This is a genomic window from Nonomuraea sp. MTCD27 (assembly GCF_041950495.1).
Classification (GTDB): Bacteria; Actinomycetota; Actinomycetes; order Streptosporangiales; family Streptosporangiaceae; genus Nonomuraea.
On the sequence record NZ_JBGNUW010000024.1, the window covers coordinates 93,053 to 104,292 of the forward strand.

At 69.5% G+C, this 11,240-nt stretch carries 15 protein-coding genes; 10 read left to right on the plus strand and 5 right to left on the minus strand.

What is annotated here, in order from left to right:
- Positions 1-36: 36 nt before the first annotated feature.
- Positions 37-516, plus strand: a complete 480-nt coding sequence (locus tag ACBJ59_RS49475; RefSeq protein ID WP_375116975.1) for a YbjN domain-containing protein — start codon at positions 37-39, stop codon at positions 514-516.
- A gap of 33 nt (positions 517-549) precedes the next feature.
- Positions 550-1,293, plus strand: coding sequence for a phosphoglyceromutase (locus ACBJ59_RS49480; RefSeq protein ID WP_375116976.1), 744 nt, complete (start codon positions 550-552; stop codon positions 1,291-1,293).
- A 176-nt stretch (positions 1,294-1,469) separates the two neighbouring features.
- Here the strand turns inward: ACBJ59_RS49480 and ACBJ59_RS49485 are convergent, their stop codons facing one another.
- Positions 1,470-1,748, minus strand: coding sequence for a hypothetical protein (locus ACBJ59_RS49485; RefSeq protein ID WP_364119747.1), 279 nt, complete (start codon positions 1,746-1,748; stop codon positions 1,470-1,472).
- A 108-nt stretch (positions 1,749-1,856) separates the two neighbouring features.
- Positions 1,857-3,047: an epoxide hydrolase family protein gene (locus ACBJ59_RS49490; RefSeq protein ID WP_375116977.1), complete on the minus strand. Its 1,191-nt coding sequence runs from the start codon at positions 3,045-3,047 to the stop codon at positions 1,857-1,859.
- A 61-nt stretch (positions 3,048-3,108) separates the two neighbouring features.
- On the opposite strand from ACBJ59_RS49490, the gene ACBJ59_RS49495 reads away from it, so the two are divergent.
- The gene (locus tag ACBJ59_RS49495) at positions 3,109-4,071 is read left to right on the plus strand and encodes a helix-turn-helix transcriptional regulator (RefSeq protein ID WP_375116978.1); all 963 of its coding nucleotides are present in this window, start codon (positions 3,109-3,111) and stop codon (positions 4,069-4,071) included.
- Between the two features lie 145 nt (positions 4,072-4,216).
- On the opposite strand, the gene phoU is transcribed toward ACBJ59_RS49495, so the two are convergent.
- A complete protein-coding gene (gene phoU, locus ACBJ59_RS49500) occupies positions 4,217-4,861 on the minus strand; it encodes a phosphate signaling complex protein PhoU (protein ID WP_364119742.1) in 645 nt (214 codons plus the stop codon).
- Between the two features lie 133 nt (positions 4,862-4,994).
- On the opposite strand from phoU, the gene ACBJ59_RS49505 reads away from it, so the two are divergent.
- Together ACBJ59_RS49505 and ACBJ59_RS49510 are read left to right on the plus strand one after the other, a co-directional pair.
- A complete protein-coding gene (locus ACBJ59_RS49505; protein WP_364120005.1) occupies positions 4,995-6,167 on the plus strand; it encodes an ATP-binding protein in 1,173 nt (390 codons plus the stop codon).
- A gap of 67 nt (positions 6,168-6,234) precedes the next feature.
- Entirely contained in the window at positions 6,235-6,927 is a 693-nt protein-coding gene (locus tag ACBJ59_RS49510) for a response regulator transcription factor (protein WP_364119739.1), read from the plus strand.
- A 53-nt stretch (positions 6,928-6,980) separates the two neighbouring features.
- On the opposite strand, the gene ACBJ59_RS49515 is transcribed toward ACBJ59_RS49510, so the two are convergent.
- A complete protein-coding gene (locus tag ACBJ59_RS49515) occupies positions 6,981-7,634 on the minus strand; it encodes a copper chaperone PCu(A)C (protein WP_364119736.1) in 654 nt (217 codons plus the stop codon).
- Positions 7,635-7,813: 179 nt separating this feature from the next.
- Here ACBJ59_RS49515 and ACBJ59_RS49520 point away from each other — a divergent pair, with 179 nt between their 5' ends.
- The 4 genes from ACBJ59_RS49520 (at position 7,814) to ACBJ59_RS49535 (ending at position 9,618) form a co-directional block, all read left to right on the plus strand.
- Positions 7,814-8,296 carry a CarD family transcriptional regulator gene (locus ACBJ59_RS49520; protein WP_020544658.1) on the plus strand — a complete coding sequence of 161 codons (483 nt, stop codon included), beginning with the start codon at positions 7,814-7,816 and terminating at the stop codon, positions 8,294-8,296.
- A 17-nt stretch (positions 8,297-8,313) separates the two neighbouring features.
- The gene (gene ispF / locus ACBJ59_RS49525) at positions 8,314-8,784 is read left to right on the plus strand and encodes a 2-C-methyl-D-erythritol 2,4-cyclodiphosphate synthase (RefSeq protein ID WP_375116979.1); all 471 of its coding nucleotides are present in this window, start codon (positions 8,314-8,316) and stop codon (positions 8,782-8,784) included.
- Positions 8,785-8,963: 179 nt separating this feature from the next.
- Positions 8,964-9,251, plus strand: coding sequence for a GlsB/YeaQ/YmgE family stress response membrane protein (locus tag ACBJ59_RS49530; protein WP_375116980.1), 288 nt, complete (start codon positions 8,964-8,966; stop codon positions 9,249-9,251).
- Between the two features lie 97 nt (positions 9,252-9,348).
- Entirely contained in the window at positions 9,349-9,618 is a 270-nt protein-coding gene (locus ACBJ59_RS49535; RefSeq protein WP_364119728.1) for a GlsB/YeaQ/YmgE family stress response membrane protein, read from the plus strand.
- An 84-nt stretch (positions 9,619-9,702) separates the two neighbouring features.
- On the opposite strand, the gene ACBJ59_RS49540 is transcribed toward ACBJ59_RS49535, so the two are convergent.
- On the minus strand, positions 9,703-10,761 hold the full coding sequence (locus ACBJ59_RS49540) for a DUF2637 domain-containing protein (RefSeq protein WP_375116981.1): 1,059 nt from the start codon (positions 10,759-10,761) through the stop codon (positions 9,703-9,705).
- Positions 10,762-10,816: 55 nt separating this feature from the next.
- Here ACBJ59_RS49540 and ACBJ59_RS49545 point away from each other — a divergent pair, with 55 nt between their 5' ends.
- A complete protein-coding gene (locus ACBJ59_RS49545; protein WP_375116982.1) occupies positions 10,817-11,203 on the plus strand; it encodes a PPOX class F420-dependent oxidoreductase in 387 nt (128 codons plus the stop codon).
- The last annotated feature ends 37 nt before the right edge of the window (positions 11,204-11,240 follow it).

Sequence of the window (11,240 nt, forward strand, 5' to 3'; positions counted from 1 at the left end):
CCGTACTTTGTTCTGGGGGCTTCTATTGTGGACGGCATGCGCAATGTCGTCGAAGCCGCGCTCAAGGCCGCGGACGTCACCTACGACGAGCCGCGGCCCGGAGCGTTCCTGGCCAAACTCCCCGGACAGCACAAGCTCGCCACCATGACCTGGCTGATCGTGGGGGAGCGGGTGCTGCACGTCGAGGCGTTCTTCTGCCGCCAGCCGGACGAGAACCACGCCGAGTTCTACCGCTGGCTGCTGGGCAAGAACGGCTCGATGTACGGGGTGCACTTCTCGCTCGACCCGGTGGGCGACGTCTACCTGGTCGGCCGGATACCGCTCACGGCCGTCACGGGGGAAGAGGTGGACCGGCTGCTCGGGTGCGTGCTGACGTACTCGGACGACTGGTTCGACCGGGCGCTGGAGCTGGGCTTCGCCTCCTCGATCAGGCGTGAATGGGAGTGGCGGGCCAAGCGCGGCGAGTCCCTGGCGAACCTCCAGGCCTTCGCCCGCTTCGCCGACCCGGACAGGTGAGGCCCCGCGTGGCCCGGCCATAGGATTGGCCGCATGGCGACTTTGGTGCTGCTTAGGCACGGCGAGAGTGACTGGAACGCGAAGGGCCTGTTCACCGGTTGGGTGGACGTGAGCCTCTCCGCCAAGGGCGAGCACGAGGCCCGCCGCGGCGGCAAGCTCCTCCAGGAAGCCGGACTGCGCCCGGACGTCCTCCACACCAGCCTCCTGACCAGGGCCATCCAGACGGCCCAGCTGGCGCTGGCGGAGGCCGACCTGCTCTGGCTCCCGGTGAAGCGCAGCTGGCGCCTCAACGAGCGCCACTACGGCGCGCTGCAGGGCAAGAACAAGGCGCAGACCAGGGAGGAGTTCGGCGAGGAGCAGTTCATGCTGTGGCGCCGCTCCTACGACGTGCCCCCGCCCCCCATCGCGGACGACGACGAATACAGCCAGGCCGGCGACCGCCGCTACGCCCTCCTCCCCTCGGAGCTCATGCCCCGCACGGAGTGCCTGAAGGACGTGGTCGACCGCATGCTCCCCTACTGGTACGACGAGATCGTCCCCGACCTGGCAGCCGGCCGCACGGTCCTGGTGGCGGCCCACGGCAACTCCCTGCGGGCCCTGGTGAAGCACCTGGACGGGATCAGCGACGAGGAGATCGCGGGGCTGAACATCCCCACGGGGATTCCGCTGGTGTACGAGCTCGACGCGGACTACCGGCCCACGGTCCGCGGCGGCCGGTACCTGGACCCGGAGGCCGCCAAGTCCGCCATCGAGGCCGTCGCCAACCAGGGCCGCTGACCCCGCCGCCTCCCGACCGCGACGAGCGACCGCGGGGCCGATCATCGCGCAGCCGCTTGAGCTGGGCGAAGGCTTCCCTTCGCCCAGCCCGGTAACCGGTCTGTCCGCAGACGATGCTAGGCCCGCCGCGAAGGGCTTCTCGCAAGTTCCGCGATTGCGGGGCCGCTATGCACCGGTTAATTCTTGGTTGGCGGCCAGATTTCCCATTGCGGAGGCGGGTCGCTCTCCGCGGTGAACCGCTTGGCTCTGTCCACGCAATCGGGGCAGACCGGCTCATCGGCGGATCTGGCCACGGATTCGGGCGTGGCCGGACGTAGGGTGCCGAAGAACGTGATCCCCGGCGGGAGGCCGGTCTCGCGATCGATCAGGAAGGTCATGACCTCCTTGGGGTCGTAGCTGAAGGTGCGCTTGCACGCGTAGCACCGGCCCGTCGTCCTCGCGTCGTCGTCCGCCATCAGCCCTCCCGGCAGTCACCGTACGACTCCAGCATCGCCCATCCCCGGTCGATGCCCAAGACGCCGGACACCGTCGCCCGCCAGTCGCCCGTCAGCCCGCCGCCAGGATCACCGCGCGACGCGGAAGAACTCGCGCAGGTCGCCGACGAGCAGGTCGGGTGCCTCCATCGCCGGGAAGTGGCCACCCCGGTCGAACTCCGACCAGTGGTCGACGGTGTTCGCCGGGTCGGCGAGGGCACGGATCGTCAGATCCGCCGCGAACACCGCGATCCCCTGCGGCGGTGCCGGCGCGGACGGCCACCCGGCCTGCTCGTCGCCGGACCGGCCGGAGGCGATCTCACGGTAGGCGCGCATTCCCTCGTAGACGATGTTGGCCGAGGACGCGCCGGAGCCGGTGAACCAGTACAGGCTCACGTTGGTGAGCAACCGGTCGCGGCCCACCGCGTCCTCGGGCAGTTCGGCGGCGGGATCGGTCCACTCCTTGAACTTCTCCGCGATCCACGCCAACTGTCCGATCGGCGAGTCGGTCAGCGAGTAGGCCAGGGTCTGCGGGCGGGTGGACTGCAGGTGCAGGTAGCCAAGGCCGTCCTGGCGGGCGGCGTTGAACCGCTCGGCGCGCGTCCGGTCCGCGGCGGACAGCCCGTCCGGTTCGACGGGCGGGCCCAACGGGTACGGCGACGGACCGTTGATGTGGGTGGCGACCACGCGGCCGGGGGCGGCCATGGGCAGCAGCATGGTCACGCCACCCCCGACGTCGCCGCCCTGCGCGGCGAATCGCTGGTAGCCGAGCCGGCTCATCAGCTCCCCGAACGCGGCGGCCACCCGGAACAGGTTGCCCCAGCCCGGTTCCCGCACCGGGTTGGAGAACCCGAAGCCGGGCAGCGACGGGATCACGACGTGGAACGCGTCCGCCGGGTCACCGCCGTGCGCGCGGGGGTCGGTCAGCGGCCCGATCACGTCCAGGAAGTCCACGAACGAGCCCGGCCAGCCGTGGCAGAGGATCAGCGGCAGCGCATCCGGCTCGGGTGAGCGGACGTGCAGGAAGTGGATGTCCTGGCCGTCGATCGTGGTCACGAACTGCGGGTGCTCGTTCAGCGCCTTCTCCTGCGCGCGCCAGTCGAAGCCGTTCGCCCAGTAGGACGCCAACACCTTGAGGTAGTCCACGGGAACACCGCGCTCCCATCCAGTTCCGCGGATCTGCCGGGGCCAGCGGGTGCGGGTGAGGCGATCGCGCAGATCGTCCAGTTCGGCCTGCGGGATGTCGACGCGGAACGGGCGGATGCCGGTGTTGTTGTCCATACCGGCAAACATAGGAGCGATACAGGAACCTTCCGTTCCTGTATCCGGGCAGACTTGCAGCATGTCGGACACAGCACAACGACTGCTGCGGCTGCTCTCCTTGCTGCAGACGCCGCGTGACTGGAGCGGGCCAGAGCTGGCCGAGCGTCTCGGCGTCACCGCGCGCACCGTCCGCAACGATGTGGAACGCCTGCGCGGTCTCGGCTATCCCGTGCACGGGATCAGGGGCGTCACCGGCGGTTACCGGCTCGGGGCGGGTGCCGAGTTGCCGCCGCTGCTGCTCGACGACGATGAAGCGGTCGCCGTCGCGGTCGGGCTGCGGGTGGGCGCCACACAGGGCGCGGTCACGGGCATCGAGGAGGCAGCGCTGCGTGCCCTGGCCAAGCTGGAACAGATGCTGCCCTCGCGGCTTCGCCGTCGTGTCAACGGCCTGCGCGCCTACCTCGTCCCGCTTCCGCACGCGGGCCCCAGCGTGGACGCCGACACGCTCACCGCGATCGCGGCGGCCTCGCGCGACCACGAGCGGCTCCGGTTCGACTACGTCGGCCATGACGGGTCGGCCGGCCGCCGCGAGGTCGAGCCGCACCGGCTGGCCCACAATCGAGGCCGCTGGTACCTGGTCGGATGGGACGTCGCGAGGTCCGATTGGCGCACGTTCCGGGTGGACCGGATGCGGTTGCGGACGCCGAACGGCCCGCGGTTCACCCCGCGCGAGGACCCTGGCGGTGACCTCGCCGGCCATGTCGCCGCCGGCCTGGCCACCGCGACCTGGCAGTGCCGGGCCCGGGTGACGGTGCGTGCCCCGGCCGAACACGTGCGCGAACGGCTGCCGTCCGGCATTCCAGTGGAACCCTTGGGCGATGACGCCTGCGTGGCCGAGGTCGGTTCGGACACACCGCGGATGCTGGCCTGCTATCTGGGCATGCTCGATGCCGACTTCGAGGTCACCGAGCCGCCCGAACTCGTCGCGGCGATCCGCACGTTGGCCGACCGCTACCGGCAGGCGGTTCCGGAGGGTGCCTGACGGACACGAGCGATCATCGCCTCGGGAGGGGCCGGTAAGCCCCTCGCGGAGCGCTCCATTCGCGAAGACCGTGCGGTCGGCCCTCGGCCGGCGCGTGTCTCAGGGCGGAGTCCGGGTATTCGGCCCGGTCCCGCACCGTGGGCTGTTAGCTTGGGCGAGCCCCGGTGACCAGGTAAACGACGTCCTGGGCGACCCGCACCGCATGATCCGCGTACCGCTCGTAATACCGCCCGACCAACGTGATGTCGATCGCCGGCTCCACCCCGTGCTGCCAGTCCTTGGCCAAGATGCTCCTGAACAGCCTCCGATGCAACCGGTCCATCGCGTCGTCGTCCTGCTCCAGCTCCAGCGCCGAGTCAACGTCCCGCGACGCCACGCAGCTCCCGGCCTTCGTGACCAGGTTCTCCGCGATCTGGCCCATCTCCAGGATGGTGGAGCGCACCTCCGGCGGGATCGCCGAGTCGGGGTGGCGCAGCCGGGCCACCTTGGCCACGTGCACAGCCAGGTCGCCCATACGCTCGAGGTCGGTGCCCATGCGCAGCGCCGTGATGACCATTCTCAGGTCCACCGCGACCGGCTGCTGCCTGGCCATCAGCTCGAAGATCGAGGTCTCGACCTCCGCGAACGTCGCGTTCACTTCCTCGTCGCGGGAAATGACGCTCTCGGCGAGCTGGAGGTCGGCGTCGAGGAGGGCCGTGGTGGCACGAGAAATGGCCGAGCGGACAAGCCTGGTCATCTCGACCAGCTTGTCGGTCAGCGAATCAAGTTCTTCATGGTACGCGTCGCGCATGTCGTCACCGTACGGCCCGGTCGATGAACGAACCCCTACAGCAAGATGAACTTTCCAGGAAAGGGTCGTTCATCCCCTGATGAGAGGGTCTGTCCCTGCGGAAACGCCACCTACCATCGGAGGCATGAGTGAGATGGCCATGAGCTTCGCGGCCCTGGCCGGGTTCGTGGTGGGCGCCCTGGCGGTCCTGTTCTACCGCAATCAGATCGAGGCCCCCAGCCGTACCGCCGCGACCGACGGCGTGGAGACCGGCGCCGCGCTGCCGCAAGGCGTCGCGTCCGTGCTGGCTGTGCTGCCCTCGTCCGCGGTGGTGCTGGACGCCCACGACCGCGTCCTGCGCGCCAGCTCGGCCGCACGGGCGTTCGGGCTGGTCAAGGGCGACCGCCTGATGGCCGCGGAGCTGCTCGCCCTGGCGAGACAGGTACGCCGCGACGGCGAGATCCGCGAGAGCGAGATCGACGTCGCCGGGCACAAGTTCGGCCAGGAGACCACCAACTTCGCCGTCCGCGTGGCACCCCTCGGCTCCTACGGCCAGGTGCTGGTGCTGGCCGAGGACCAGACCGAGCGGCGCCGGGTCGAGGCCGTGCGCCGCGACTTCGTCGCCAACGTCAGCCACGAGCTGAAGACCCCGGTGGGCGCCATGAGCCTGCTGGCCGAGACCATCCAGGACGCCGCCGACGACCCCGAGGCGGTCAGCCGTTTCGCCGGGCGCATGCAACACGAGGCGGCCCGGCTCAACTACCTCATCCAGGACCTGATCACGCTCAGCAGGATCCAGGGCGCCGAGCCCATCCCCACCCCGGGCCAGGTCTCGATCGACGAGGCCGTCAACGACGCCATCGACCACTGCAACACCAGGGCCGTCGCCAAGGACATCGCGCTCGTCACCGGCGGTACCGAGGGCCTGCGCATCTGGGGTGACGACGAGCTGCTCGTCACCGCCCTGCGCAACCTGATCGACAACGCGGTCGCCTACAGTCCCGAGCACACGAGGGTCGTCGTCAGCGTGCGGCCCGCGGGCGACTCCGTCGAGATCAGCGTCAGCGACCAGGGCATCGGCATTCCCGAGGAGGCGCTGGAGCGCATCTTCGAGCGATTCTTCCGCGTCGACGCGGCCCGGTCGCGCGCCACCGGCGGCACCGGGCTCGGCCTCGCCATCGTCAAGCACGTCGCCGCCGCGCACGCCGGCGAGGTGTCCGTATGGAGCAAGGAAGGGTCCGGCTCCACCTTCACGCTCCGCCTGCCCGCCTTCGGCGGGACGGCGGTGGCCGTACCACCCTCGATTCCCCTGGAGGCAGCCTCGTGACCGAGCGAAGCGAAGGAACCATTGGACGCAGCACCCTCAGGGGCATGAGGCCGACGAAGGAGAGCTCATGACCCGCGTACTCGTGGTGGAGGACGAGGAGTCCTTCTCCGACGCCCTGTCCTACATGCTGCGCAAGGAGGGCTTCGAGGTGTCGGTCGCGGCGACCGGGCCCGAGGCGCTCGACACGTTCGACCGCAACGGCGCCGATCTGGTGCTGCTCGACCTGATGCTGCCCGGTCTGCCCGGTACGGAGGTGTGCCGCTCCCTCAGGCAGCGCTCCAAGGTGCCGGTCATCATGCTGACGGCCAAGGACAGCGAGATCGACAAGGTCGTGGGCCTCGAACTGGGCGCCGACGACTACGTCACCAAGCCGTTCTCCTCGCGCGAGCTGGTGGCCCGCATCCGCGCCGTGCTGCGCCGCCAGGGTGACATGCCGGAGGAGCTGGAGACGGCCGTGCTGGCCGTCGGCCCCGTGCGCATGGACGTCGACAGGCACGTCGTCGCCGTGCGGGGTGAGGCGGTGCAGCTGCCGCTGAAGGAGTTCGAGCTGCTGGAGGTGCTGCTCCGCAACGCGGGGCGGGTGCTGACCCGGGGCCAGCTCATCGACCGCGTCTGGGGCGCCGACTACGTGGGCGACACCAAGACGCTGGACGTCCACGTCAAGCGCCTGCGCGCCAAGATCGAGGCCGACCCGTCCAACCCGCGCTGCATCCTGACCGTGCGCGGCCTGGGCTACAAGTTCGACGCCGTGGAGGAGTGAGGAACCCCGGTACCGCGAACGGCGGTGCCGGGGTTTCGCATGCCCTCAGCGCGTCAGTGGGCCTCTTCCGCGGGGGCGGACGGCGTCGGGGTCGGCGTGGGGGCCGGGGTGGCGCCGGGGGCCGGGGGGTAGTCCTTGAACTCGCGGCTGCGCGTGACCACAGGCACGTTCAGGGACACGACTCCGGCGTTGGCGAACTGGAGGTCCAGCTTGATGGTCTCGCCGCCCCTGAGGCTCTTGGGGATCGCCTCGAGCATGATCTGCGGGGTGGGCTTGCCGGTGTTGACGAGCTGGTTGCTCGGGAGCTGGATCGGCGCCGTGACCTTCACCGTGCCCATGTTGCCCGCGGAGACCGCCTGAAGCGTGTCCGGGGCGCCGGCGGTGTTGAGGATGTTCAGGTAGATCGGGGCGGAGCCGCGCCAGGCCAGCTGCGCTCCGGAGTCGGGGCCGAGGATGAACGCCTGCGGGATGTGAATGCCGCTCTGGTTGCCGTACGAACCCTTCTCGATCAACGCTTGCGCCTCGTTCGGGGCGTACGGCTTGTTGGTGGTGGCGTCGATTCCAGCCCCGCAGCCCGCGAGCACGGGGGCTGCCAAGAACGCGGCGGCTACGACAATCCAGCGACGGCTGGTCACGGGCGGGTTCTCCTTGGTCTTGCGCAGGTGTCGCGCGTGCGTGATGTGCAGCGCCCACCATATCCACCCCAATGCAAGGTCATATCCACACCCCCGCAGGTCATTCGCTATGTCCGGAAATGCGATTCATACAGTTGAGAGCTTGTCAAGCCCCAATATGCGGCCTTGACCTGCAGTTATGAGGATTTCACTGTTCCGGGAGGCTGTGGACGCGTGGTACCCTGGAGTACAGCGGAAGGGGTACTTGTCACATGACTTTCCAGGTCGGCGACACTGTCGTCTACCCCCACCATGGGGCTGCTCGGATCGAAGCAATCACGACGCGATCCATCAAGGGTGAGGAAAAGACCTACCTGGTGCTCAAGGTCGACAAGGGCGACCTTACCGTCCAGGTGCCAGCCGAAAACGCAGAACTCGTCGGTGTGCGCGATGTTGTCGGTCAGGAAGGCCTTGAGCGGGTTTTCGATGTCCTTCGGATGCCGCACACGGAAGAGCCGACCAACTGGTCTCGTCGCTACAAGGCCAATCTGGAGAAGCTCGCATCCGGCGATGTGAACAAGGTCGCCGAGGTGGTTCGGGACCTGTGGCGGAGGGACCGTGAGCGCGGTCTGTCCGCAGGCGAGAAGCGCATGCTCGCCAAGGCACGCCAGATCCTGGTCAGCGAGTTGGCCCTGGCCGAGAAGACCAATGAGGACAAGGCTGAGGCCCTTCTCGACGAGGTTCTCAACTCCTGAACACGAATCTTCCACGGGTGGGCGTCGGAGTCGACGTCCACCCGTTCGCTTCGGCTGACTCAGGGCGTGAGCTCAACCTCGCCGGCCTGCGCTGGCCGGGCGAGACAGGGCTCGAAGGCCACTCCGACGGCGACGCTGCCGCGCACGCGGCCTGCGACGCGTTGCTGTCGGCGGCCGGCCTGGGCGATCTGGGCGGGCTGTTCGGCACCGCCGACCCGCGCTGGGCGGGCGCCTCCGGCGCCTCCCTGCTCGAGGAGACCGCGCGCCAGGTGCGCGCCGCCGGCTATGAGATAGGCAACGTGGCCATCCAGGTGGTCGGCAACCGGCCCAAGCTGGCGCCACGCCGTGCGGAGGCCGAGCTTGCGCTCGCCGCCGCCGTGGGCGCGCCCGTGAGCATCTCCGCCACCACCACCGACGGTCTGGGGCTGACCGGCCGCGGCGAGGGTGTCGCGGCCATCGCGACCGCTCTGGTCGTCAACCTTTCCTGAACCGCGGGCGTCATACGTAGGGATGCGTGAGGGTGTCCCGGCGGGCCGCCGAGCCCGTCGAGTTCGGAGGCGGCGGTTCGTCACTGGCGCGGTACGGACCGCCGCCTTCCCATGGGTAGTTTGCCTGCTCAGGGGGTAGGTCTCCCCAAGACATGTGAACGTCTCGGGGGGAGCTACACATGATCGGCGCGATTGTTTCCGCAGTAGTCATCGGCGCCATCGTCGGTGCGCTTGCCCGGCTGCTGGTGCCCGGCAGGCAGAACATGTCCATCGGTCTGACCCTCATCGTCGGCATCGTCGCCGCCCTGATCGGCACGCTGATCGCACAGGCGGCCGGCTGGGCGGACACGCGAGGGATCGACTGGATCGAACACATACTCCAGCTCGTACTGGCTGTCGCCGGTGTGCTCCTTGTGACGCGAATGGGCATGGGGCGCGGCGGTCGCAGCGGCAGAACAATGACCTGACCTGCCCCTTCACCAAGACGGCGCATAATCGCCGTAGATCGGGTAGCCACCTCTCCGTGAGAGTGAACCGCTCACCCTCACGGGGAGGTTTCATGTCATGACCATCGAATCCATCCTTGGCGCCATAGTGATTGGCGCCGTGATTGGCGCAATCGGTCGCCTGCTGCTCCCAGGCAGGCAGGCCATCGGGTGGATCCTCACCATCGTCGTCGGCATCGTGGCGGCTCTGCTGGGCACGCTGCTCGCACAGGTGCTCGGTGTGCAGACGACACCCGGCATCGACTGGATCGAGCTGGTGATGCAGGTGGTGCTTGCCATTGTCGGAGTCGGCCTGGTGGCCGGGCTCCGTCGCGGCACCAGCGTCTGACGGCAGCGGCCTCCAGGCGGGATAGATGGGCCCGCCCGGGATTCGTCCCGGGCGGGCCCCTTCTCAGCTCTCAGGCGGGCGTGTTCAGTCCTCAGGCGGGCGTGGCGTGCTGCGCAGACGCCCTGAGGGGGCCGGGGTGTCGTCGTGGATCACCGGGTGAGGGGCGGTGTCCTCCAGCTCCTCACGCGTCTCCTCACGGCGCTCTCCGGAGTCGGCGGCCTCGGGGCCGTGCTCGGGATCCGGGACCTCGTCGTCCCCGACGACGGGGTGGGGCTGGGTGTCGGCGTCCTCCTCCTCGTCCCTGCGGTCGGAGCGGGGGTGGACGAGGACGTCGGTGGGCTTGACCCGGTCACCCCAGCGGACGGGGCGCGTCAACGACTCAGGCTCGGGCGCGGACTCGGGCTCAGGGCGGGGCTCGGGTTCCGGCTCGGGCTCAGGCTCTCGTTCGGGCTCAGGGCGGGGCTCGGGCTCGGGCTCAGGCTGGGGCTGGGGCTCTAATTCGGGGTCTTTCTCCTCCTGCACCGGCCACTCGGACACCCGCGTCGAGACCGGGGGCGTCTCGGGGGCGGCGGTGGGACCGACCACCGGCGTGGGCTCCAGCACGGGCACCGGCGCCTGCGTGGCGAGCGGGGGCGGTGTCCCGGCCTGGGACGGGGAGCGGTGGAACGGCACGATGTCCTGCTCGGCCGTACGGTCGTCGCCCTCGCCCGAGCCCTGGGCGCGATGGGCCTGCACGTGCTTGATCAGCAGTAACCACAGCCACAGCGCCAGGGCCAGCATGACCCAGGGCGCCAGGGCCACGCCCACGGCCGTCGGCCGCACGTCGAACGTGAACCGCACCGCCGTGGCCACGTTCGCCGCCGCGGCCGCCACGATGAGCAGGACCAGCACGAACGCCGCCTGGACGCGTACGAGCATCCTGGCCGGGCGCAGCAGCAGCACGCCGATCAGCGCCACCACCAGGAGCGCGTCGAAGGCGGCCGGGTAGAGGAAGGCGAGGTCGGGGCGGGCCTCGCCGGTGAGCGCCAGCGCGCGCAGGTCGTCGAAGGAGAGCGCGCACGCGGCCCCGGTGAGGGCGGCGACGGCGAGCCCGGCCAGGGCGATGCCCAGGCGGCGGAGCAAAGAGGGGGGAGTCACGTCCATGGCGGTTCGAGCCTACAGAAGAATGGGGTCGCAGACCGATCAAGGGAGACCCCGCATGGCCGAGCTCACGGAAGATGTCCGCAAACTTCTGGACGCGCCCAATTACGCGACGGTGACGAGCATCAACCCCGACGGCGGGCCGCAGTCGTCGGTCGTGTGGGTGCGTACGGACGGCGACGACGTGATCTTCTCGACCGTGAAGGGGCGCAGGAAGCCGCGGAACTTCGAGCGCGACCCCCGGGCGAGCCTGCTGGTGATCGACCCGGCCGATCCGTACCGCTACGTGGAAGTACGCGGGCGCGTGACCGTGACGCCCGACCCCGAGGGCGCGCTCATCGACGAGCTGTCGCAGAAGTACCGAGGGCTCCCATGGGAGGACAAGCCGGGCGTCGAGCGGCTCATCGTACGGATCTCGCCGGACAGGGTCTTCTTGCGAGGCTGATTAATCGACGTGATGGCGGCCGCGAGGCGTTAGCCTT